Genomic DNA, 20,807 nt, shown 5'->3' with positions numbered 1-20,807 from the left:
GTCGGCGCAGGAGCCGCGCGAGAGCCTCGGACACTGCATCCGAACCGGGCTCGCGGCTCGTTCCCACCACTCCCCTCCGACTCCAGCAGAGCGGGTCGACCCCATGTGCCGAGGAGGCCACGTGAAGGTCCACATGACCAACCTGATCCAGAACTACAACAACGCCGACAGCGACTACGACATCTACAAGGACCAGATCGCGCTGTCGCTGCGGGCGGACCAGGACGGTTACGAGAGCATCGGGTGCGTCGAGCACCACTTCGACCCGGGCTACTCGATGTGTCCCGACAACACCCAGTTCCTGTCCTACCTCGCCGGTCGGACCACCAACGCCAAGATGCACACGACCGCGGTCATCCTGCCGTGGAACGACCCGCTGCGCGTGGTCGAGAAGATCGCCCTACTGGACAACCTGTCCGACGGCCGCGCCCTGTTCGGCATGGGCCGCGGGCTCGCCCGCCGCGAGTTCGAGGGCTTCGGGCTCGACATGGGCACCTCCCGCGAGCGGTTCGACGAGGCCGCGGAGATGATCATCCGGGGGCTCGAGGCCGGGTACGTCGAGAACGACGGCAAGTTCTACAAGCAGTCCCGGGTCCCGATCCACCCCGCGCCGCTGCGGACGTTCAAGGGTCGGACCACCTGCGTGGCGATGAGCCCCGACTCGGCGGTGGCCGCGGGCAAGCTCGGTGTGCAGATGATGGCGTTCATCCAGGGACCGATGGACACCATGCACATGCCGATGATCACGCAGTACCGCGAGGCGTTCCAGGAGACCCACGGCGAGGAGGCCCCGCCGCCCCTGATGATCGACCTGACCTACTGCCACCAGGACAGCGACGAGGCCCGCCGGGTCGCCGCCGAGCACATCGCGAACTACTACATGTGCTGCGTGGAGCACTACGAGTTCGGCGGTCGGCACTTCGAGAGCACCAGCGGGTACGCCTCGTACGCGGCGGCCAAGGCGGCCATCGACGAGTACGGGCTGGACACCGTCGTCGACATCTACGTCAACGCGCAGATCTGGGGCACCCCCGACGAGCAGCTCGCGAAGCACGAGGAGCGCCGGGCGATCGTGGGCGACTACGAGCCCATCATGGTGTTCCAGTTCGGCGGGCTGAAGGGCGAGAAGGCGGCCGCGAGCTACGAGCTGTTCACCAGCGAGGTCATGCCGACCCTCCAGAAGATGTGACCGGATCAATGACGATTCCACCGATTCCCGAGGAGTGTGTGTGATGGCGAGTCCCGAGGTGCAGCGCGCACGCGACCTGCTCACGCACCTGGTGTCCGAGCCCGAGGCCACTATGGACGACTACCGGCGCCTCTACGACGAGGTGCTGGCCAACTTCGAGCTCCCGGCCGACGCCGAGGTCGAGCACGTCGATGCCGGAGGGGTGCCCGCGATCTGGGTGAGCGCCCCGGGGACCTCCACCGAGCAGGTCGTCGTGGTGGTCCACGGCGGCGGTTGGTGCATGGGGAACGCGAAGGGCTACAGCGAGTTCGGCTACCGCGTCTCGAAGGCCGCGGACGCCCGCGCGCTGGTCGTCGACTACCGGCTGGCCCCCGAGAACCCCTTCCCCGCGCCGCTCGACGACGTCGTGGCCGCGTACCGCTTCGCCCGCGCGCAGGACGGCGTCAAGCGGGTCGCCCTCCTCGGCGACTCCGCGGGCGGCGGCCTGGTGATCTCGGCGCTGGTGAAGCTGCGCGAGGACGGCGAGGTGCCGCCCACTGCGGCGGTCACGCTGTCGCCGCTGGTGGACCTGGCGGGCGAGGGCGAGTCGCTGCAGACCCGTGCCCACCTCGACCCGCTGCCCGCCGCGGCACTGGTCGGGGCGATGGGCGGGGCCTACCTGGGCGGCGCCGAACCCAAGTCGACGCCGCTGGCCTCGCCGCTCTACGCCGACCTGTCCGGCCTGCCGCCGCTGCGAGTCCTGGTCGGCACCGACGAGGGCCTGCACGACGACTCGATCCGCCTGGTCGAGAAGGTGAAGGCCGCGGGCGGCGAGGTCGAGCTGGAGATCGGAGAGGACCTGGTGCACATCTGGCCGATCTTCTCCTTCCTCCCGGAGGCCCAGGCATCGACCGAGCGGTTCGGCGAGTTCCTCCGCAAGCGGTTCGCGGAGGCGTAGGACCGGACGTCCGCCCCCCAGGTCTGCGCGCACCGGCCACCGGCCGGTCGTGCAGCCTGGGGGGCCTTCGGTGTGGGCGAGAGGAGACGGACATGGACGAGGTCGCAGAGGGCCGCGACCTGGCGGGACGGGTGGCGGTGGTCACCGGGGCCGCGTCGGGGATCGGGGCCGCGTGCGCCCGGCTGCTCACCCGGCGGGGGGCGTCGGTCTGCGTGGCCGACATCGACCCGGCGGCCGCGGAGCGGGTGGCGACGGAGCTGGACGGGGCGCTCGCGGTGCCGGTCGATGTGACCGACCCGGCCTCGGTGGCCGCGATGGTCGACACCGCCGAGCGGCACTTCGGGCACCTCGACCTGGCGGTGAACAACGCGGGCGTCGGGGTGCCCGACAAGCGGCGCATCGCCGATATGGACCGGGCGCAGTGGCGCCGTGTCCTGGACATCAACCTCGACGGCGTGTTCCACAGCCTGCAGGCCGAGCTCCCGGCGCTGCGACGCGCCGGGGGCGGGGCCGTCGTGAACATCGCCTCGGTGATGGGCGCGGTCGGGACCGGCCAGTCCGCGGCTTACGTGGCGTCGAAGCACGCGGTCGTGGGGCTCACGAAGGTCGCCGCGCTGGACTACGCCCCGGACGGCATCCGGGTCAACGCGGTCGGCCCCGGCTTCATCGACACCCCGCTGCTCAGCCACCAGAGCCCCGAGGTGCGGGCCCGCACCCAGGCGCTCCATCCCGTGGGCCGGCTGGGCACCGCGGACGAGATCGCCGCCGTGGTCGCCTTCCTGCTCTCCCCCGCCGCCTCCTTCGTCACCGGCGCCCACTACCTCGCCGACGGCGGCTACACCGTCGGGTGACCGGGCCCGCCGGGGGACCGCGAGATCGCCCCGGCGGCCCGGCTGTCAGCCGAGGGTCAGCCTGCCGATGGCGTTGCCCGTGTAGCCGACGAACCACAGGGCGCCGTCCGGTGCGGGCGTGGGCGGGAAGTCCGCCGGCCCGATCCCCGGCACCGGGACGGTGTACTCGGTGAACTCGAACGTCTCCGGGTCGAGGCGCGCCACCTTGTTGCCGACCGTCTCGGCGAAGTAGCAGGCGCCGTCGGGGCCCGGGTTGCCGCAGATCATCCCGGCCGGGACGGTGGGCACCGCGAACTCGGTGATCTCGCGGGTGACGACGTCGATGCGCGCCACCTTGTTCCCCGCCGTGTAGGTGACCCAGATGTTCCCGTCCGGCCCGACGTTCGGGGAGAACGGCGCCGCCGCGAGGGTGGGCACCGGGTACTCGTCGAAGCGCTCGGTCTCCGGGTCGAAGCGAGCGATCTTGTTGCCGACAAGTTCGCAGAACCAGAGCCCGCCGTCGGGCCCGGCGATGATGTCGGCGGGCGCGGAGGCCGGGGTGGGGATCGGGTACTCGGTGAACGTCCGGTCCGTCACGTCGAAGCGGGCGATCCGGTTGCCCAGGGTCTGGGTGTTCCACATGGCGCCGTCCGGGCCGGGGACGATGTCCAGCGGGCCCGACGCCGGGTGCGGGAGCGCGTACTCCTCGATCACCCGCGTCGCGGGGTCGAGGACGCCGATCCGGTTGCCGACGGTCATCGTGATGTACAGCAGCCCGCCGGGGCCGGACTTGATCCCCGCGGGTGTGGAGAGCGGGTCCCGGACGGGGACCTCGATGATCTCCTTGGTGTCCGGGTCGATGCGGCCGAGCTTCCCGCCCACCATCTCGGTGAACCAGAGGCCTCCGTCCGACCCCACGGCGATGTCCGCCGGAAAGGACGACGGGGTGGGGACGGCGAAGAGCTCGATCCGGGCCGACGGGCCCGGTCCCGCCACCGCCGGGCCGAGCTGCGCGAGGGCCTTCGGGGCCGTGACCGGCAACGGGAACTTGCTGGGCACCGTCAGCAGGTCCGCCGGGAGGACCTCGGCGGCCGCGCGGGAGAAGCCCGAGGTCGCCACCCCGGTCCCGCCCAGGACGGCCAGCCCCACACCGAACACACCCGCGCGCCCGATCAGGGCCCGCCTCGTCAACGCCATTCGGTCCACTCCTCGTCGAGAGCCCTTCACGGGCGCCTACACGACGCCGGCCCACCGGAGGATCCGGTGGGCCGGCGTCCTTGCACTCGCTCAACGAGCACGCGGAGTGGCGAGATTGTCGCGTTACGCGACGCTCAGATCTTCTCGAAGTGCGCGATGTCCAGGATCTGGCCGGTGCGCTCCTCGGCCCACACCGCGCGGACCCGGGTGCCCGGGCCGATCTGCTCGCGGATGGTGTTCGGGTTGCCCAGGTCCAGCCCGCCGACGTAGTGCATGAGCAGGGTGGACGCGCCGTCGAGGCGGATGCCCGCGATGGCGTAGGGCGGCTTCGGCCCGCCCCGGAAGCCCAGCCACGCCACCGTGAACGCCTCGACGACACCCTCGGGGGGCAGCTCGAGCCACTCGTCGGTCTTGACGAAGCAGGACTCGCAGTAGGCCTGCGGGGGCACGAACACCCGCGAGCACTCCGGGCACTTGTTGGCCAGGATCTTCTGCTCGGTGAGGCCCTGCATGAAGCGGCCCCAGGTCGCGCCCAGGTGGACGTCGTAGTTCAGGTCCCAGTGGACCCGCTGGGTGGTGATCGGGGTGCTCACAAGCGCTCCAGGATGGCCAGGTTCTCGAACTGGAAGAAGGTGCCGCCGGTACCGTGCGCGAGCCCGCGCCGGGCGCCGGGGACCTGCATGGCCTCCGGGGCGTCGCCCATCAGCTGCAGCGCCACGTAGACGATGGGGGCGAGCTCGCCCGCCACGCCGGCGTTCGTGCACAAGGGGCCGCCGGAGAGGTTGACCGGCACGTCCCCGTCGATCCGGGTCGCCCCGGAACGGATCAGGTCGATGCCGCCCCCGGGCGGCGCGAACCCGAGCGCCTCGAGCTGCATCGGCTGCATCGGGGCGTACGGCGAGAACACCTCGACGACGTCGATCTCCTCGCGCGGGCTGCGCACGTCCGCGAGCTGGTAGACCTTCTGCGCGAGGATGGCCAGGTTCTCCATCGCCGCGAAGTCGTTCTTCCCGCCGCCCAGGTAGGGGTCGCTGCTCGTGGCGAAGGCCTTGATCAGCACCGGGGTGGGCCGCAGGTCCTCGGTGGTGCCCTCGGCGCACACCAGCAGCGCGTTGGCCGAGGTCGACACCGGGCACACCATCGCCATGGTCAGTGGGTAGGACAGCGGCTTCGCCGACACGACGTCCTCGACGGTCATCGTGTTCCGCAGGTGCGCGTACGGGTTGCGCGACGCGTGCTCGTGGTCCTGCACCGCGGAGACGGCGAAGTCCTCTACCGTCGCGCCGAAGCGCTCGGTGTAGGCGCTCGGGTAGAACGCGCCCATGTGGTAGGCGCCCATGCCGAGCGGCTGCTCGACGATCATCGGCGAGTTGGTGTTGATCGCCGACTGGAGGTCCTCGGCGCCGAAGAAGGTGGGGCCGCCGATGACCAGCACGCGGCGCCGGTCCCCCGCCCGCACCTGGCGGGCGGCGACCTGCACGAGGTTGCCGCCCGTCGTCCCGCCGGTGTTGAGGATGGACACCGGCAGGTCCGGGCCCAGGCCCAGCCGCCGGACCAGGTGCTTGGCCCCGAGGACGGTGCCCTCGAAGCCGTCGATGTTGCCGATCACGATGCCGTCGAGCGAGTCCGGGGTGGCGCCGGAGTGCTGCAGGGCACCCCAGACGGCCTCCTGGACCAGCTCCAGCGACGACGACGTCTGCTTGCGCGGCGAGCTCGCCGGGGTGATCCCGACGCCCGCGATCACAGCCCTGGTGGCCATCAGACTCCCTCCACCACGAGCACGGTCGCGGTCTCCGCGACCGGGCCGGTGAGCAGGTCCGTCGAGTGCGAGACCGCCTGCCCGCCGTTCTCCTCGAGCCACTCCACGGCCTCGAACAGCCGCAGGGCCCCGTTCGCGACGCCGGGGAAACAGCTCGCCACCCCGCCCGACGGGTTGATCGCGGTGTCGCCCTTGGCGAGGCCGAGCGCGTCGACGGTCGGCGCGAGCAGCGCCGGCGTCGAAGTCGTGAGCTCGGCGGCGTCGATCTGCTCGCCCGGCTCGGTGAGCCCGGCCCGGCGGTACGCCTCCTGGCCCGCGCGGCGCGCGGCCGCGGCCGGGTCGGTCAGCCACTGGCCGCCCGCGGTGGTGTCGCTGGTCGCCTGCCCCCAGCCGGTGATCACCGCGCGCGGGTGCAGCGCCCGCCGCGACCGGCCGAGCGAGCCCAGCACGACGGCGATCGCGCCGGTGGCCTCGGCGGGCAGCATGAGCTCGCGCAGGACGCCGTTGACCGGCGCGGAGGCGGCCACGTCGGCGCTGGTCACCGCGGTACGGGCGGCGCGCGGCCTGCCCGCACCGCGGGAGATCTCGGCCGCGGCGAGCTCGGCAAGCTGCTCCTCGGTCAGCGCGCCGGAGTCGACCGCGTACCCGGTGTGCAGCCCGAACGCGGTCTCCGCCGACAGCCCCACCGGGCGGTCGAAGTGCGGCTCGAAGCCGTGGTTGGAGATCTGCTGCAGGAACGCGCGCCGGTCGGGCGCCGACACCTCGGGGTTGTAGACACCGACGGCCAGCGTCAGGTCCGCGTCCCCCGCGGCGATCGTCTGGGCCGCGTGCACGATGGCCTGCCCGGCGTCGCCCTCGATGCGGTAGGACTGCGCGAGGTAGCCACCGGAGGCGGCGTTGGTCAGCCCGGAGGAGATGCTGCGGCCGTCGTAGATGTCCAGCGACGCCGTGACCGACAGGCCGATCTCCTGCTTGCGGATGCCCGCCTCGCGCAGCGCGCGGGACACGGCGTCGAACACCAGCTCGTCGAGGACCGCGTCGGACTCGGGCACGAGCGGGGTCGCGGCCAGGCCGAGGACCGGGATCGGGTCCTGGGCCGCGGCCGACGGGTTGAGCCCACTCACATCGACACACCCCCGTCGACGGGGAGCACGACCCCGGTGACATAGGCGGCCTGCTCGGAGGCCAGGAAGCCCACCGCGGGCGCCATCTCAGCCGGGTCGGCGAAGCGGCCCAGCGGCACCGTGGCCGTCATCTCCGCGAGCCGGTCCGCCGGGATGGCCGCGACCATCGCTGTGGAGGCGTTGGGCGAGATGGCGTTCACGGTGATGCCGAAACGCGCCACCTCCTTCGCGACGGTCTTGGTGAAGGCGATGATCCCGCCCTTGGCCGCCGCGTAGTTCGCCTGGCCGACGTTGCCGTGCATGCCGGTGAAGCTGGTGACGTTGACGATCCGGCCCGAGCCCGCCTTGCGCATGTGCGGCACGACGGCGCGGGTGACGGCGAACGTGCCGCCCAGGTGGACGTCGAGCACGATCTTCCACTGCTCGTCCGTCATCTTCCAGACGACCGTGTCGCGGGTGATCCCGGCGTTGTTCACCGCCACGTCGATGCTCCCGGCCCACTCGACGATGCCGTCGACGGCCTCGGCGACCGCCGCCGAGTCGGACACGTCGACCGCGACCTGGCGGACGTTCTCCTGCCCGTCCCACGCGGTCTTGAGCGCCTCGGCGTCCCGGTCGACCGCGGAGACCTTCGCCCCCGCGTCCAGGAAGTACTTGACGATCTCGAACCCGATGCCTTGCGCCCCGCCGGTGACCAGCACCGACGTGCCGGTGAAGTCGGGGGTCAGGGTGCCCGCCATCAGAGGCGCTCGATGATCGTCGCGTTGGCCATGCCGCCGCCCTCGCACATGGTCTGCAGGCCGTACCGGCCGCCGGTGGCCTCGAGGTGGTTCACCATTGTCGTCAGCAGCCGGACACCGGAGGCACCGAGCGCGTGGCCCAGAGCGATCGCGCCGCCGCGCGGGTTGAGCTTCTCCGGGTCCGCCGCCAGGTCGTGCTGCCACGCCAACGGGACGGGCGCGAACGCCTCGTTGACCTCGTAGGCGTCGATGTCGTCGATGCTCATGCCGGCGCGGGCGAGGACCTTCTGGGTGGCCGGAATGACGCCGGTCAGCATGAACAGCGGATCGCTGCCGGTGACGGCGAACTCGTGGAAGCGGGCGCGCGGACGCAGGCCCAGCGCGTTCGCCTTCTCCTCGCTCATGATCAGCGTGGCGCTCGCGGCGTCCGTCAGCGGCGAGGAGTTGCCCGGCGTGATGCTCCAGTTGATCTCCGGGAAGCGCTTGCCCAGCTCCTCGTCGGCGAACGAGGGCTTGAGGTTGGCGAGCCCCTCGGCGGTCGTCGAGGCGCGGATCGTCTGGTCGACGTCGTGCACCTGCCCGTCGACGGTGATCGGCACGATCTCGCCCGCGAAGGCACCCTCGGCGGCGAACGCGGCGGCGCGCGCGTGCGAGCGGGCCGAGTACTCGTCGAGCGTGTCGCGGTCCAGCTTCCACTTCGCCGCGATCAGCTCGGCCGACACGCCCTGGCCGACCAGGCCCTCGGGGTAGCGGGCCTTGAGCGGCGCGGTCGGGTGCTGGTCGACGCTGCTGTAGCCCATCGGGACCCGGCTCATCGACTCGACGCCACAGGCGATCACGATGTCGTAGGCGCCGGCGAGCACGCCCTGTGCGGCGAAGTGCACCGCCTGCTGGCTCGAGCCGCACTGGCGGTCCACCGTGGTGCCCGGCACGGACTCGGGGATACCGGCCGCGAGCACGGCGTTGCGGGCGATGTTCAGGGTCTGGTCACCGGCCTGCGACACGCAGCCGGCGATCACGTCGTCGACGCTCGCGGGGTCGATGCCGGTGCGCTCGAGCACCGCCGACAGCGTGTCCGCGAGGAGGGTCACGGGGTGCACGCTCGACAGCGCACCGCCCGGCTTGCCCTTGCCGGACGCCGTCCGCACCAGGTCGACGATCACTGCTGAAGTCATGGGGCTCCCAATCGGTTCACAAGGGGGAGACGACACGCGGCCCGGCTCCCCGATCGTCTTCAGACGCTAGGGAATCCGGGCCGCGGTGGGTTGTCGCAAGGCGCTACACGCTCATTCCGGCGGGGCCGGGTTGAACGTCGAGAGCACCAGGTGGCCGCTATCCACAGGCATCTCGATGCCGGTGATCCGCGCCGAGTCGTCCGAGGCGAGGAACACGACCGCGCCGCTGATGTCCGAGGGCGCCATCAGCCCGCCGAAGGCGTGCCAGTGTCGCGCGGCCTGCTCGTGCTCGGCGCGCGTGCCGCCTTCGTGACCACTGGTCATGTCCCAGGCGCCCTGCCAATTCGTCATGTTCGTGTCGACGAAACCCGGCATGATGGCGTTGACTCGCACCCGGTAGGGCGCGAACTCCATGGCCGCGGCCTTCATCAGCCCGATCACACCGTGCTTGGCCGCCGTGTAGTGCGCCGACCCGGCCTGGCCCTCCACCCCGTTGACCGACGAGGTGAGGATGATGGAGCCGCGCCTGCGTTCGCGCAGGTGCCAGGACACGGCCTTCACGGTCTTCCAGACCGCGGTGAGGTTCGTGTCCACCATGTCCTGCCAGGTGTCCTCGGAGAGGTCCCAGAGGGCGCCGCGCGTCCAGATCCCGTGGTTGACGGCAACGATGTCGATGCCGCCGAACTCGGTGACCGCGTCCGCGACGACGGAGTCCAACTGCGCCTGGTCGCGGGCGTCCACCTGGCGGGCGAGGACGCGCCGGTCGAGGGCCTCGACCTGCTCGACGGTCTCTTTGAGGTCGGCGGGCGTGGCGAGACCGTAGGGCACGGTCTCGATCTGCTCGCAGATGTCGACCGCAACGATGTCCGCACCCTCGCGGGCCATCGCCAAGGCGTGCGAGCGCCCCTGTCCGCGAGCCGCGCCTGTAACCAACGCCACCTTACCGCTGAGACGTCCCATGATCTCCCCCTCAACCCCGCGCGGCGGCGCGCTCGGCCTCGAACCGGGCCTGGGCCTCGGCCTGACCCGCGCTGGTCGCCTTGGCCCCGGCGCCGTCGCTGTTCACCGTCTGGTCGTAACCGCGCTGGCGGCGCGCCTTGGAGCCGTTGAACTCCGGCATGACCTGCTCGGCGATCAACTCCAGGCTCCGGATGCTGTTCGGATGGTCGGCCCACTCGCCGTGCAGGACAAGCAACTTGCCGAAGCCCCCGGAGGCCTCCTGCATGCGCTTGACCTGCTCGACGGCCATCTCCGGGGTGCCGATCACGCCGAAGCCGGTGCCGTTGATCCCGTCGATCAGAACATCGACGTCGTCCACCTGGGCCATTCCCGGGCTGACGTGCGCGAGGTAGTTCATCAGGTAGAGCAGCCCGTGCCGGGCGTTCTCACGTGCCTTGGCCTCGGTCTCGGCGATGTGCATCGGGCAGGTCAGGCGCCAGTTGCGGCGGTCCACCGTCTTGCCGTGCTCCGCGGCGAGCTCCTCGACGATGCCCCAGTGCGCCTTCAGCGCGGCCGACCCCTCGGGGCTGGTGGCGGCGAGTGAGAGCAGACCGGCGCCGTAGCGGCCGGCGAGCTTGGGCCCGGTCGGGGACACCGTGGCCGTGACGGCCGTGTGGATCTCCTCCGAGTAGGGCGGGAGCTGGAGGTACGCGGCGTCGAGGTCGTACCAGTCGGTCTTCTCGGTCACCGTCTCGCCCGCCAGCAGGCGGTGGATGACGTCGAAGGACTGCTCCATCTTGCGTCGGTTCTCGATGGGGTCGATGCCGATGGACCGCGAGTCGTCCACGAGCTGGCCCGGGCCGGCACCGAACAGGAACCGCCCGCGGGTGAGGTGGTCGAGGAGCACGATGCGGTCCGCGAGCAGGAACGGGTTGTGATAAGGCAGCGACAGCACGCCCGAGCCGAGCTTGATCCGCTCGGTCCGCGCAGCCGCGTTCGCGAGGAACAGCAGGGGGTCCGCCACGATCTCGACGCCGCCGGAGTGGTGCTCGCCGATCCAGAACTCGGAGTACCCGAGCCGGTCCATCGCGACCGCGGTCTCGAGGTCCTGGTGGATGGCGATGGTGGCGTCGGTGTCCACCCGGTGCCACGGCGCGAGGAAGGCGCCGAACTCAAGGGGGGTCTGGTCCATGTGCTGGCCTCCGGGGTCGTCTTCTCGGGAGGAGGCCGTCCGGCCCGATGGCGCCACCTCCGCGTGTCCGGTGCCGAAGCTAGAGACGTGATCACCGCGCACGGTGTCGCAATCCGCTACAGGGACCGAGTGAGCGCCTACAGCGCGTGCGGAACAGGGGCACACTGTTGCGTTTTGCGACAACCAGGGGCGACGCATCACCGCCATCCTTCCGAGCACGCTGGCGGTAACCCGTTCGGCGTAGTCCGGTGCATCCCGCACCGGACCGGAGAAGAACGATCCACACCCCCCGACGGCTCGCTCCCCGCTCGCCGCTCGGACAGCCACTCCCCGGGGTGGCCGCCGCCCCGATCCGACGACGTGCCCCTTCGCCGGCAGCTGTGCCGTGCAGGCTCCCCGTCGAAGGTCGCAACGTGGTCAGCCCCTGGTCCCCCGAGACCGAAGGACGGACATGACCCGTTGGAACCTCCGACCGCGCTCGATTCGCGCGGTCGTCGCTGCGGCGGCCGTCGTGGTCGCCGTGCCGGCGATCTTCGCCGGCGCGGCGAGCGCACTCCCGACCCCGGCGCCCGGGGAGGGGACGGTGCACGAGTACGCCCTCCCGCCCGCCTCCTCCCCCGCCGACATGAAGCCGGGCCCGGACGGCGCGATGTACTGGACGGAGCTGACCGGCAACCACATCGGCCGGATCGACCCGGACACCAAGGAGATCACCCGCTACCCGGTGCCCACGCCGGCGTGCGTGCCCTACGCCGTGAACGGCGGCCCGGGTGACGCCGTGTGGTTCTCCGCCGTGGGCTGCGACAGCATCGGCAGGCTCGACATGCAGACCAAGCAGATCGAGCTCTGGCGGATCCCAGGCCTGCGCGCCTACCCGGCCGACCTGAAGATCGGCCCCGACGGCGGGATCTGGTTCACCGAGACCGTCGGCAACAAGATCAGCCGCTTCGACCCCGAGACCCACGAGTTCGAGCAGTACCCCCTGCCCGACCTGGCCGCCGTCCCCATGGACCTGGCCATCGTCGACGACACCTACGTCTACTTCTCCGAGCAGGGCGCCAACAAGCTCGGCCGGATCGACGTGAACACCCACGAGATCGACACGTTCCCCTACCCGACGCCGGCGTCACAGGTCCTTGACATCGACCCGGGCCCGAACGGCGACGGCACGGTCTGGTTCGCCCAGATCGCGGGCAACAACGTCGGCTGGTTCGACCCGAAGACCGAGCAGATGACGGAGATCCCGACACCCAGCCCCCTGGCCGGGCCGTTCACGATCGCCGAGGGCGCGGACGGCGCCATGTACTACACCCAGATCACCGGCGGCCGCGTCGCCCGCGTCGACCCGGACACCAAGGACATCACCGAGGTCCCGATCCCGTCCCTGGTCAGCGCGCCAGGCGACATCGCCTGCGAGAAGGAGCCCTCGACCGAGCCACAGTTCGCCCCGTGTGAGCCCGGCGGCTCGATGTGGTTCACCGAGGTCGGCGGCTCCCGCGTGGGCGAGCTGGAGCTCTGACCGCAGCGGCGTCCCCGGGGCCCACCGGCTCCGGGGACGCCGCCTTCACCACACCATCCGTCCCGCGTCGACGGGGATGAGGGCGCCGGTCACGAAGCGGGCCTCGTCGGACACGAGCCAGGCCACGGCGTCGGCGATGATCGACGGAGGGCGTGCGTTCGTCCCGCCGAGCAGCTGCCGGTTCCCCTGCCCGAACACGTACGGGTAGTACTCGATGGACTTCTCGATGTTGCCGCCCAGTCGGATGTCCGTGTCCACCGAGCCCGGGTTGACGGTGTTGACCCGGATCTCATGCGGGCCCAGCTCGTGGGCCAGGACCTTCATCAGCATCTGCATCCCGCTCTTCGCCGCGCAGTAGGCGACGGCACCGGGCTGGGGCACCACGGCGTTGACCGACGAGGTGAACACGAGGGAGCCCCCGCGGCCGCCCTCGATGATCTTCGGGATGAACGCCTTCTGCACCTTCCAGGCCCCGGTCAGCAGCACGTCGATGCTCTCCTGCCAGGACTCTTCGGGCAGCTCCCAGCTGTTGCGGTCCACCGTCCAGATCCCGTGGTTCACCACGACGACGTCGACCCGGCCGAACTCAGCCATCGCCGTGTCGGCCAGGGCGGTGAGGGCAGGCAGGTCCCGCGCGTCGACCTTCTCCGCCAGGCAGCGCCGGTCGAGGGCCTCGACCTGGGCCGCCGTGTCCTCGAGCTCGGCCACCGTCGCCGCCGGCGCCCGGGTGTAGGTGAACCCGCCGCACACGTCGAACGCCACGATGTCCGCGCCCTCCGCGGCGAGTCGCACCGCGTGGGCGCGCCCCTGGCCCCGGGCCGCCCCGGAGACCACGGCGACCTTCCCGTCGAGTCGTCCCATCCCTGTCCTCTCCCACCGTCGTGTGCAGGTCGACCCCGTCGAGACCGTCGGCGTTACACGCCGAGATAGGACTCGTAGAGGGTGTTCTCGTCCGCCTCGTCGTGCATGTCGAGGCTGCGGACCACGCGGCCCTGCTCGACCAGGAGTACCTGGTCGCAAAGGCCGCTCAGCAGCTCGCCGTTCTGTTCCATCAGCACCATCGACAGGCCGCTGTCGACCACGACCGACCTCAGGGTCGCGGTGAGGGCGTCGACGGCGACCGGCGAGAGCCCCAGGGAGGGCTCGTCGAGGACGACGACCTTCGGCTCCTGGACCAGCGCCCGCGCGATCGCCAGCAACTGCTGCTCGCCGCCGCTCAGCGACGCCGCGGGCCTGCCGCGCTTCTGCCCCAGGATCGGGAACTGCTCCTCGAGCGCCCCGATCCCGCTCGACGACCGCCCGGCGGCGTGCGCGGCCACGACCAGGTTCTCGCGGACGGTCAGCTGCCCGAACACGAGCCGCCCCTCGGGGACCAGCGAGATCCCCGACCGGACTCGGCCGCGCGACGACCCCGCGGTCACGTCCACGCCGTCGAGCGTGATCGCGCCGCCGCCGGCCCGGAGCGCGCCGGACAGCGTCTGCGCGAGGCAGGTCTTGCCGGCGCCGTTGCGCCCGATGAACCCGACCGCGCCGCCGTCGAGCGCGAAGGAGATGTCCTCGAACACCAGGACGTTCTCGCGGTACCCGCCGCGCAGGCCCGTCACCTCGAGCATCAGGATCCCCCTCCGTCGCGGTCCAGGTGGCGGGCCGATCGCCCCAGGTAGGCCTCCTGCACCGCCGGAGCCCGCAGCACCTCCGCGGCCGTGCCGACCGCGAGGACGCGGCCGAAGTTGAGCACCTGGATCGTCGGGCACACCGCGGCCACCAGGCGCACGTCGTGCTCGATCAGGCAGACGGCGAGGTCCGGGCGACGTTCCCGCACCCACCTCAGCGACCCGACGAGCTCGCTGCGCTCCTCCTTGCTCAGGCCCGCGGCCGGTTCGTCGAGCAGCAGCACGCCCGGCTCGGCCACCACAGCACGGGCCAGCTCGACCGACTTGCGGATGCCGTACGGCGCCTCGGCGGGCAGGTGCCCGGCGTAGCGGGTGCAGCCGAAGACCTCGAGCAGCTCCTCGGCCCCGGGCCCGGCGGGCGCCTCCGCCCCGCGCCGGCCCTGCCGCCTCCGCCGCAAGTCCACGCCGAGGAGCAGGTTCTCCCACACCGTCAGGGACTCGGCCAGCTGCGGGTGCTGGAAGGTGCGGACGATGCCCGCGCGGGCGAGGCGCCCGGCCCGCGCCCCGCCGACGTCGACCCCGTCGAGCTCGATGGAGCCCGCCTGCGGCCGGTAGACCCCCGACAGCACGTTGAGCAGCGTGGTCTTGCCCGAGCCGTTGGGGCCGATCAGCCCGGTCCACGTGCCGACGGCGAGCTCGATCGCGACGTCATCCAGCGCGGTCACGCCGCCGAAGCGCATCACGACCCCGCGCGCCCGCAGCCCGGCGGCCGCCTCGGTCGGCCCGGGGCGGGTCTCGGTGGCCGCGCTCACGACCGCACCCGCAGCCGCAGCCAGGCGGTGACCCCCAGGCGTTCGCCCAGCTCGGCCAGGCCGCGTCCGCCCGCGAGGAGGGCGAGCACCAGGATCACCCCGTACACCAGGGTGGTGGCCGTGGGCGGCACGACGCCCTGCAGCCAGATCGGGAGCCCGCCCACGATCATGCCGCCGATCCAGGCACCGGACGCGCTGCGGGTCCCGCCCACCAGCCCGCCGACGAAGACGAAGATCGACAGCATGATCTGCCACTGCGAGGCGCTGACGAACCCGACGGCGAGCCCGTAGAGGGCGCCGCCGAGCCCGCCCAGGAACGAGGCCCAGACCCACACGGCGAGCTGGACGGGGCGGATCGGCGTCCCGAAGATCGCCGACGCCCGCTCGACCTCGCCGACCGAGATCGCCACCCGGCCGGGCCTGCTGTTGAGCAGGGCGATGTGTCCGGCGCAGGCCAGCACCATGACGACGACGGCCAGGACGAGCAGGCCCTCGTTCGACCCGCTGACCAGCAGGCCCGCGAGCTCCAGGTCGGCGGGGAGGAACTTGCCCTCGTCGCCGTTGGTCACCGGCGTCAGGTACGTCGCGAGGTCGCTGATCGAGTACGCCAGCGCGAAGGTCACGAGCGCGGTCGAAATGCCGCGGAGCTGGGTCGTCGGGATGGCCAGGACGAGGCCGACGACCGCGGCGGCGAGCCCGGAGACGAGCAGCGCGGGCAGCGCGGCGACGTCGTGTTCCAGCAGGTTCGCCATGGTGTAGGCGCCCACCGCCATGAAGGCGAGCCCGCCGAGGTTGATCTCCCCCAGCACGGCGGCGGTGGCGCTGTTGCCGAGGACGACGATCCCGTAGGCCGTCGCCAGGGTCAGGCTGTAGCGGAAGCCCGCGTTGCCGGTCAGACCCAGCACCAGCACGACGACCGCCAGGAGCAGCATCGTGACGTAGCGGTGGCGGGCGAGCACGCCGCGGCCCGTGGCGACGGCGGTGCGCAGCGCGTGCGGGCCGTACCGCGAGGTCGCGGGCGGTTCCGGAGGCGCCTGGGCGACACGACCGGTGTCGGTGGTCGAGCTCATCTCACACCCTCACGAGCGGACGGCGGCCGAGCAGGCCGAAGGGACGGAAGAGCAGCACGCACAGCACCAGCGCGTAGACGCCGAAGGTGACCAGCTGGGGGTCGAGGTACGCGGCGACGAGGTTGCTCGCCACGCCGATCAGGACGCCGGCGACGAGGGCCCCGGTGATGCTCTCGAAGCCGCCCAGCACCACGGTCGCGAACCCGAACACAAGGATCGCGTTCACGCTGCTGGGGCTCAGCGAGTAGAGCGGCGCCACGAACAGGCCGGTGATCCCGGCGAGCCCGCCGGCGATCACCCAGCTCACGACCTTCAGCCGCCGCCCGGAGAGCCCGACGTGGCCCGCGGCGACCGGGTTGTCGTTCGCCGCCCGCATCGCGATGCCGGTGCGGCTGAATCGGAAGACCAGACCCAGCACCACGAACAGCGCGATGCACACCGCGGCCTGGACGAGGTCGGCCACGGACAGCGTGACCGGGCCGAGCGTGAGCGCCGGGCCGTCGCCCGCCGAGGGGAACGCCACCGGGTCGGGGTTGAGCACGATGTTCTCGGTGCCCTGGATGGCCAGGCCGACGCCGATCGTCGCCAGCGCCGCGGTCAGCGGCCCGTACCGCTCGAGGGGGACGACGATCAGCCCCCCGATCAGGCCGCCGAGCAGCGCGCCGACGGCGACGACGAGCAGCGCCATGACGGGGTAGGGCAGGCCGCTCTGGTAGGCGAAGAGGCCGACGTAGAGCGACACCGCGGCGATGTCGCCCTGGGTGAAGCTCGCGTAGCCGGAGGTCCGGTAGATGACGACCAGGCCGGCACCGGCCAGCGCGTACACCAGGCCGATGGTCACGCCGAGGATGACGCTGGTCTCGAAGAGCTCCACGCTCTCCTCCCGCTCGGGTCTCGTGCGGCGGTGCCGCGGCGGACGGGGTCCCGGGGGCCGACGGGGCCGGCCCCCGGGTGGGACGGGTCAGGAGGTCGGACCGGGGACCGGGGTGAAGTCCTCGACCTGTTGGAACTGCCCGCCGACGAGCTTGGTGATCCGCGCCTGCTTCATGCCCGCGTGGTTGTCGGCGGTCCAGTGCACCCCCCGGACGTACGGGGTGTCGATCACGAGGTCGTCCGTGGCCGCCAGGACCTGGGCCCGCGTCGGGGTGTTCCCCCCGGCGTCGGCCACCGCCTTCTTCAGCACCTCGACGTAGGTGTCCGCGGCTGCCCAGCCGGTCATGACGTCGGTGTTGTGGATGTCGCCGCCGGCCGCCCCGACGTACTTGCGGAAGTCGGCGGCCGCGTCGGAGTCGGGGTCGATGTAGCCGGTCGCGAAGTAGATCCGGTCGTCCAGCTGAGCGCCCATGATCTTGGTCAGCGCGGGCTGGGCGAGCGCGAAGGTCGAGCCGTAGGCCGGCTGGTACCCGATCTGCTCGTTCGCCTGCATCAGCACGGAGGCGACGGCGGGCACGTGGTTCAGCACGACGAAGTCGGCGCCGGACGCCTTGAGCTGAGCTGCCTGCGCCGCGGCGCTCGTCGCCTTCGCGCTGAAAGACACCTCCGCCACCGGCGCCATGCCCAGCCGGGCCAGCTCCGAGCGGGTCCCCTCGAGCATGGGGTTGCCGACCGCGTCCGGGGTGTAGGCGACGGCGATCTTCGTCTTGCCCAGGTCCTTGACCGCGTAGTCCACGATGTGGGCCGCCAGGTCCCCGTAAGACGGGATGAACAGCCGGTAGGTCGAACCCGGGTCCTTGATGAGGTCGGTGGACCCGTTGGACGGGATGGCCAGGACCTTCTGCGCGGTGAGGTACGGGACGACCGAGGCCGAGACCGCCGAGCCCGCGAACCCGGTACCGAGCACCTCGTCGTTCTCGACGAGCGTGCGCGCCACCCCGGGCGCGACGGCCGGGTCCAGCTGGTCGTCGCCGATCTTCAGCACGATCTTGTGGCCCTGGATGCCACCCTGCTCGTTGACCTGGTCGAACCGGCCCTGGATCCCGAAGCGGGCGTTGCCCGCCGCGGCGTTCGGCCCGGTCATGGCGAGCGACGCGCCGATGACCAGGTCACCGGTGGCGTCTCCCGAGCCGGAGCCCGAGCCGCCGCCGCAGGCGGCGAGCACGAGGGACGCGGCGGCGCCGACCGCCGCGCCCCACAGGCGCCCACGTCGTCGTGAGCCTGAGCGAGTCATCTGAGTTCTCCCGGAGGTCGTGGGTCGCGAACGGAGGCGGCGGTCAGGACTGCGGGACGCGGGTCGCGCCGAGCAGGACGTACACCACGAGCGCGGGCTCGTCGGACCGGTTGATCCAGGCGTGCCGCGTGCCGCGCTGCATGACGAAGCTGCCCGCGGGCAGCACCTGCTCGTCGCCGTCGTCGAGCTGCAGGCAGATCTCCCCCTCGACCACGAAGCCGTAGTCGACGGTGTCGGTCGTGTGGAAGGCGGCGTTCTCCGGGTCAGCGGCGTGCTTGTCGAACAGGCCCGGGAACTTCTCCTCGGCGTCCTTGCGCATGGCCTCGAGCGTCTCCGGGTCCGTGTCGCCGCCCGCGCCCTGGCCCGCGGCCTCGTGCGCGGCGAAGCGCACCGCGATCAGCCGGGTCCCGCCGGGCCCGGGGAAGAAGGGCTTCTGGACGGGCTCGTCGTTGCGACCGACGGTCAGCTCGCCGTCCTCGGTGCCCCAGACCAGCCAGTACATGGCTCCCGGGTACAGGTCCGCGGTGACCGGCGGCACCACCCCGGCGTCGACGAAGGTCGACTTGCCCTCGGCGGTGTGGCCCGCGATCGCGCGCCGGATCTCCTTGATCATGGCAAACCTCGATGTCTGTCGTGGGAGTCGCGCCCTGGTGACGGAGGGCGCACCGTTCGTTCCTCCTCGACCCCTCGACGTCGGGGGGCCGGGCCGGGTGGGTGCAGCGGTATGTGGCGCCGAAATTGGAGCCAAAGATTCCAGCCCGCTCCCGCCCTGTCAAGACTCCAGCGGGACCCCGCCGACGAAGCGTCCGCTCCGGAACGAGCGCCGTGCGGCGTCCCGCCGCACGGCGGCGCGCAACCGGGCGAACTGGGCCACGGGGTCGCCGCCCGCGAAGCGCAGCACCACGTGCTCGGCGCCCGCCCGTACGTACGCCGCGACGTGCGCGGCGACGGTCTCGGCCGTCCCCGCGCAGTGGTCCTCCAGCTCCCGCACGGCGGGCCACGGCGCGCGGTAGTACGCCGTCTGCGACTCCCGCATCCGGTCCACTGCGGCGTCGGCGTCGTCGTCGACCGCCACGGTCAGGTAGACCGCCGCGGCCACCGGGCCCGTGGCGGCGGCGTGCACGGCGGCGAGCCCCTCCGCGTAGTGGTCGGGGCCGCGACCGGTGGGGAGCCACCCGTCGCCGCGCCCGCCCGCCAGCGCCAGCCCCCGCGGGCCCCGCACCCCCCACCAGACCGGCGGTCCGCCCGGCGCGGCAGGCTTCGGGTGCAGGTCGACGTTACGGAAGCTCCAGCGGCGGCCGTCGACGCCGACCGGGCCCCGACCCCACAGCGCCCGGCAGACCTCGACGACCTCGGCCAGCCGGCCCATCCGGTCGCGGTGGGGCACGCCGAGGGCGGCGAACTCCTTGCGTGCGGGCCCGTAGTCCGGCCCCGGGCCGAGGCCCAGCACCAGCCGCCCGCCCGAGAGCACGTCCACCGTCGCGGCCGCGCGGGCGAGCAGGAGCGGGTTCCACTGGGGCGCGACGAGCACGGCGGTGCCGAGGGTCGCGGTCGAGGTCGCGGTGGCCACCGCCGCCAGCAGGGTCAGCGGGTCCAGGCGCGGCCGGGCGAACAGCGAGTCCCCGACCCAGACCGAGTCCGCGCCGGCCCGCTCGGCGGCCGCCGCGACGGCGACCACGTCCCGGGCCCGGCCGTCCTCGGCGTGCTCCCGCGTGGGCAGGAGCACGCCGAGCCGCACAGCGGGGTCGCTCACGGCGCCGTCACCTGCTCGACGAACGCCGCGATCGCGGCGGTCACCTGCGCGGGGTGGCTCAGGTTGGCCGCGTGCGGTGCGCCGTCGACGAGCACGAGGCCGCGGCAGTCGGCCACCCCAGCGGCCAGCGCCTCGGCCCGCGCGACCGGCGCGGAGGCGTCCTCGGTCCCGTGCACCACCAGCACCGGCGGGGTGATCTCGCCGAGCCGGTCGTGCAGGTCCTCGCGGTCGACGAGGGCGCGGACGGCGTCCCGCGGCCGGGAGCGGTCCAGCGCGCGCCACTTCGCCTTCCACGGCTCGGCGTCCACGCCCGTCCCCAGGATCAGCGTCCCTAGCCAGTCCAGGGTCGGCTCGTCCGGCCCGGACCTCGCCCACCGCTCGGTCAGCGCCTCGAAGGTCCGGGCGCCGTCACCCACCAGACGTCCCGCCTGGGTGTCGAGGAGGACCAGGCCCGCGAACCGGTCCGGGGCCAGCAGGGCCGCCCGCTGCGCGAGCAGCCCGCCCTGGCTCATCCCGACGTGCACGACCCGGTCCAGGCCCAGCGCGTCGAGGAGCCGCAGCAGGTCCCGGGCGGACTCCCAGTAGGTGAACGGCCCGGAGGACACCGAGTCCCCGTGTCCGCGGGCGTCCCACGTGACGCACCGGTGGCGCGCCGACAGCGCGGCGACCTGGGGCGCGAACATCTCCCGGTCCATGAACAGGCCGTGGCTGAAGACGATGGCCGGGTGGCCCTCCCCCACGTCGTCGAACGCGATCGTCGGGCCCGCGGGCAGCGCCACCGTGCTCATGTG

General features: G+C 72.3%; 21 protein-coding genes. 4 read left to right on the top strand and 17 right to left on the bottom strand.

Going from position 1 to position 20,807, the window contains the following annotated elements; genetic code table 11:
• The first annotated feature begins 121 nt into the window (after positions 1-121).
• The 3 genes from LWC33_RS06640 (at position 122) to LWC33_RS06630 (ending at position 2,977) form a co-directional block, all read left to right on the top strand.
• Positions 122-1,189: an LLM class flavin-dependent oxidoreductase gene (locus tag LWC33_RS06640; RefSeq protein ID WP_233303342.1), complete on the top strand. Its 1,068-nt coding sequence runs from the start codon at positions 122-124 to the stop codon at positions 1,187-1,189.
• A 43-nt stretch (positions 1,190-1,232) separates the two neighbouring features.
• Complete coding sequence (locus LWC33_RS06635; protein WP_233303341.1) at positions 1,233-2,126, top strand: alpha/beta hydrolase; 894 nt, start codon at positions 1,233-1,235, stop codon at positions 2,124-2,126.
• 92 nt (positions 2,127-2,218) lie between these two features.
• Entirely contained in the window at positions 2,219-2,977 is a 759-nt protein-coding gene (locus LWC33_RS06630; RefSeq protein WP_233303340.1) for an SDR family NAD(P)-dependent oxidoreductase, read from the top strand.
• Positions 2,978-3,022: 45 nt separating this feature from the next.
• Here the strand turns inward: LWC33_RS06630 and LWC33_RS06625 are convergent, their stop codons facing one another.
• The 8 genes from LWC33_RS06625 to LWC33_RS06590 all read right to left on the bottom strand — a co-directional run bounded on the left by LWC33_RS06625 (position 3,023) and on the right by LWC33_RS06590 (position 11,082).
• Positions 3,023-4,153: a Vgb family protein gene (locus LWC33_RS06625; protein WP_233303339.1), complete on the bottom strand. Its 1,131-nt coding sequence runs from the start codon at positions 4,151-4,153 to the stop codon at positions 3,023-3,025.
• A gap of 134 nt (positions 4,154-4,287) precedes the next feature.
• Positions 4,288-4,746, bottom strand: coding sequence for a Zn-ribbon domain-containing OB-fold protein (locus LWC33_RS06620; protein ID WP_233303338.1), 459 nt, complete (start codon positions 4,744-4,746; stop codon positions 4,288-4,290).
• Positions 4,743-5,912 carry a thiolase family protein gene (locus LWC33_RS06615; RefSeq protein WP_233303337.1) on the bottom strand — a complete coding sequence of 390 codons (1,170 nt, stop codon included), beginning with the start codon at positions 5,910-5,912 and terminating at the stop codon, positions 4,743-4,745. The genes LWC33_RS06620 and LWC33_RS06615 overlap by 4 nt, the downstream gene beginning before the upstream one ends.
• The gene (locus tag LWC33_RS06610; protein ID WP_233303336.1) at positions 5,912-7,036 is read right to left on the bottom strand and encodes a beta-ketoacyl-[acyl-carrier-protein] synthase family protein; all 1,125 of its coding nucleotides are present in this window, start codon (positions 7,034-7,036) and stop codon (positions 5,912-5,914) included. Before LWC33_RS06610 ends, LWC33_RS06615 begins: the two co-directional genes overlap by 1 nt.
• Positions 7,033-7,776 (bottom strand): SDR family oxidoreductase, encoded by a 744-nt coding sequence (locus LWC33_RS06605; protein WP_233303335.1) that lies wholly within the window; start codon positions 7,774-7,776, stop codon positions 7,033-7,035. Before LWC33_RS06605 ends, LWC33_RS06610 begins: the two co-directional genes overlap by 4 nt.
• A complete protein-coding gene (locus LWC33_RS06600) occupies positions 7,776-8,951 on the bottom strand; it encodes a thiolase family protein (protein ID WP_233303334.1) in 1,176 nt (391 codons plus the stop codon). The genes LWC33_RS06605 and LWC33_RS06600 overlap by 1 nt, the downstream gene beginning before the upstream one ends.
• 111 nt (positions 8,952-9,062) lie before the next feature.
• Entirely contained in the window at positions 9,063-9,911 is an 849-nt protein-coding gene (locus LWC33_RS06595) for a mycofactocin-coupled SDR family oxidoreductase (RefSeq protein WP_233303333.1), read from the bottom strand.
• A 10-nt stretch (positions 9,912-9,921) separates the two neighbouring features.
• Positions 9,922-11,082 carry an LLM class flavin-dependent oxidoreductase gene (locus LWC33_RS06590; protein ID WP_233303332.1) on the bottom strand — a complete coding sequence of 387 codons (1,161 nt, stop codon included), beginning with the start codon at positions 11,080-11,082 and terminating at the stop codon, positions 9,922-9,924.
• Positions 11,083-11,533: 451 nt separating this feature from the next.
• Between LWC33_RS06590 and LWC33_RS06585 the strand changes: the two genes are divergently transcribed.
• Positions 11,534-12,601: a Vgb family protein gene (locus LWC33_RS06585; protein ID WP_233303331.1), complete on the top strand. Its 1,068-nt coding sequence runs from the start codon at positions 11,534-11,536 to the stop codon at positions 12,599-12,601.
• Between the two features lie 45 nt (positions 12,602-12,646).
• Here LWC33_RS06585 and LWC33_RS06580 read toward each other — a convergent pair whose 3' ends face one another.
• The 9 genes from LWC33_RS06580 to LWC33_RS06540 all read right to left on the bottom strand — a co-directional run bounded on the left by LWC33_RS06580 (position 12,647) and on the right by LWC33_RS06540 (position 20,804).
• The gene (locus LWC33_RS06580) at positions 12,647-13,462 is read right to left on the bottom strand and encodes a mycofactocin-coupled SDR family oxidoreductase (protein ID WP_233303330.1); all 816 of its coding nucleotides are present in this window, start codon (positions 13,460-13,462) and stop codon (positions 12,647-12,649) included.
• Positions 13,463-13,515: 53 nt separating this feature from the next.
• Complete coding sequence (locus tag LWC33_RS06575) at positions 13,516-14,214, bottom strand: ABC transporter ATP-binding protein (protein WP_233303329.1); 699 nt, start codon at positions 14,212-14,214, stop codon at positions 13,516-13,518.
• Positions 14,214-15,026 carry an ABC transporter ATP-binding protein gene (locus tag LWC33_RS06570; RefSeq protein ID WP_233303328.1) on the bottom strand — a complete coding sequence of 271 codons (813 nt, stop codon included), beginning with the start codon at positions 15,024-15,026 and terminating at the stop codon, positions 14,214-14,216. Before LWC33_RS06570 ends, LWC33_RS06575 begins: the two co-directional genes overlap by 1 nt.
• Complete coding sequence (locus tag LWC33_RS06565) at positions 15,023-16,096, bottom strand: branched-chain amino acid ABC transporter permease (RefSeq protein WP_233303327.1); 1,074 nt, start codon at positions 16,094-16,096, stop codon at positions 15,023-15,025. Before LWC33_RS06565 ends, LWC33_RS06570 begins: the two co-directional genes overlap by 4 nt.
• A 1-nt stretch (position 16,097) precedes the next feature.
• Positions 16,098-16,970 (bottom strand): branched-chain amino acid ABC transporter permease, encoded by an 873-nt coding sequence (locus LWC33_RS06560; protein ID WP_233303326.1) that lies wholly within the window; start codon positions 16,968-16,970, stop codon positions 16,098-16,100.
• Positions 16,971-17,057: 87 nt separating this feature from the next.
• Complete coding sequence (locus LWC33_RS06555; RefSeq protein ID WP_233303325.1) at positions 17,058-18,263, bottom strand: ABC transporter substrate-binding protein; 1,206 nt, start codon at positions 18,261-18,263, stop codon at positions 17,058-17,060.
• A gap of 43 nt (positions 18,264-18,306) precedes the next feature.
• Positions 18,307-18,876, bottom strand: a complete 570-nt coding sequence (locus LWC33_RS06550; RefSeq protein WP_233303324.1) for a cupin domain-containing protein — start codon at positions 18,874-18,876, stop codon at positions 18,307-18,309.
• A gap of 159 nt (positions 18,877-19,035) precedes the next feature.
• On the bottom strand, positions 19,036-20,016 hold the full coding sequence (locus LWC33_RS06545; protein WP_233303323.1) for an LLM class flavin-dependent oxidoreductase: 981 nt from the start codon (positions 20,014-20,016) through the stop codon (positions 19,036-19,038).
• Positions 20,013-20,804, bottom strand: coding sequence for an alpha/beta fold hydrolase (locus LWC33_RS06540; RefSeq protein WP_233303322.1), 792 nt, complete (start codon positions 20,802-20,804; stop codon positions 20,013-20,015). The genes LWC33_RS06545 and LWC33_RS06540 overlap by 4 nt, the downstream gene beginning before the upstream one ends.
• Positions 20,805-20,807 lie beyond the last annotated feature (3 nt).

This window comes from Pseudonocardia terrae, from assembly GCF_021343995.1.
GTDB lineage: Bacteria > Actinomycetota > Actinomycetes > Mycobacteriales > Pseudonocardiaceae > Pseudonocardia > Pseudonocardia terrae.
Note: the sequence above shows the minus strand (reverse complement) of the source record. Positions and strands in the feature narration are given on the sequence as shown.